The organism is Acinetobacter sp. 228 (assembly GCF_048147885.1).
Genome location: NZ_JAYWYV010000649.1, coordinates 1 through 1008, shown reverse-complemented (window position 1 = coordinate 1008; position 1008 = coordinate 1). Strand labels below are relative to the sequence as shown.

Genomic DNA, 1008 nt, shown 5'->3' with positions numbered 1-1008 from the left:
TTAATATTGTCATTTACTATTCCTTATTTAACGATTAACCAGTTTTGCCGGAACACGCAGAACCAGACTGGCACCGAAAATTAATACTGTTGTGATTAAGAACATGCCGATTGCATTTGAACCTGTGTTGGTAGTGACCCAACCGATTAAATAAGGTGAGCAAAATCCTGCAAGATTGGCAAAGCTATTCACTGCTGCAATACCTGCCGCTGCGGAAACACCACCCAAAAAGTTGGTCGGTAACATCCAGAATAAAGAGGATGCCGTCAGCACACCTGAGGCTGCGATGCAAAGGCAAATTAAAGAGAGCGTTAGATTTGAAGCGAATATAGTTGCAAATGTGAGGGCTAAAGCGCCTGCACACATCGGGATAATTAAGTGCCAGCGGCGTTCTTGGAAATGGTCGCCGCTACGCCCCGCCAAAATCATGACCACAATCGCACACATATAAGGCAGGCTTGTGAGCAAACCGATATGCCAGTTATCACTAATGCCCGAGTTACGAATGAGAGTTGGTAGCCAAAATGTAATGGCGTATTGCCCCATCACGACACAAAAATAAATACCTGCCAGTAGCCATAAGCGTTTATCTGCGATGAACTCTTTAACGCTAGCATGACCTTCTTTGTGCTGATTATCCTGAGCAAGCTCTTGCTTCACCAAGTTCTTTTCGTCTTGGGTTAACCAGTTGGCGTCTTGAACTGAATCTTTTAAAACAGCTAGTACAAGTAAGCCCACAATCACTGTAGGAATACTTCGATCACAAACATCCACTGCCAGCCAAACCAACCATGTACACCGCTCATTCGGTCCATGATTAAGCCTGAAAGTGGGCCACCAATCATTCCTGAAATTGGAATCGCGATAAACCAAAGTACGGTCATGCGCGCACGGCGGTAAGATGGGAACCAGTAAGTGAGGTAGAGCAACAAACCCGGAGCTAGCCCAGCTTCAGCAACACCAAGCAAAAAACGTAAGGTGTAAAATTGCCATTCAGTTTAAACAAAA

Annotated in this window: 1 pseudogene; it reads right to left on the bottom strand. The window is 44.9% G+C overall.

Annotated elements, in window-relative coordinates:
* Window positions 1–27: 27 nt before the first annotated feature.
* Window positions 28–998: pseudogene (locus VXQ92_RS21575) on the bottom strand (MFS transporter); the annotation flags it as partial.
* Window positions 999–1008: the final 10 nt, after the last annotated feature.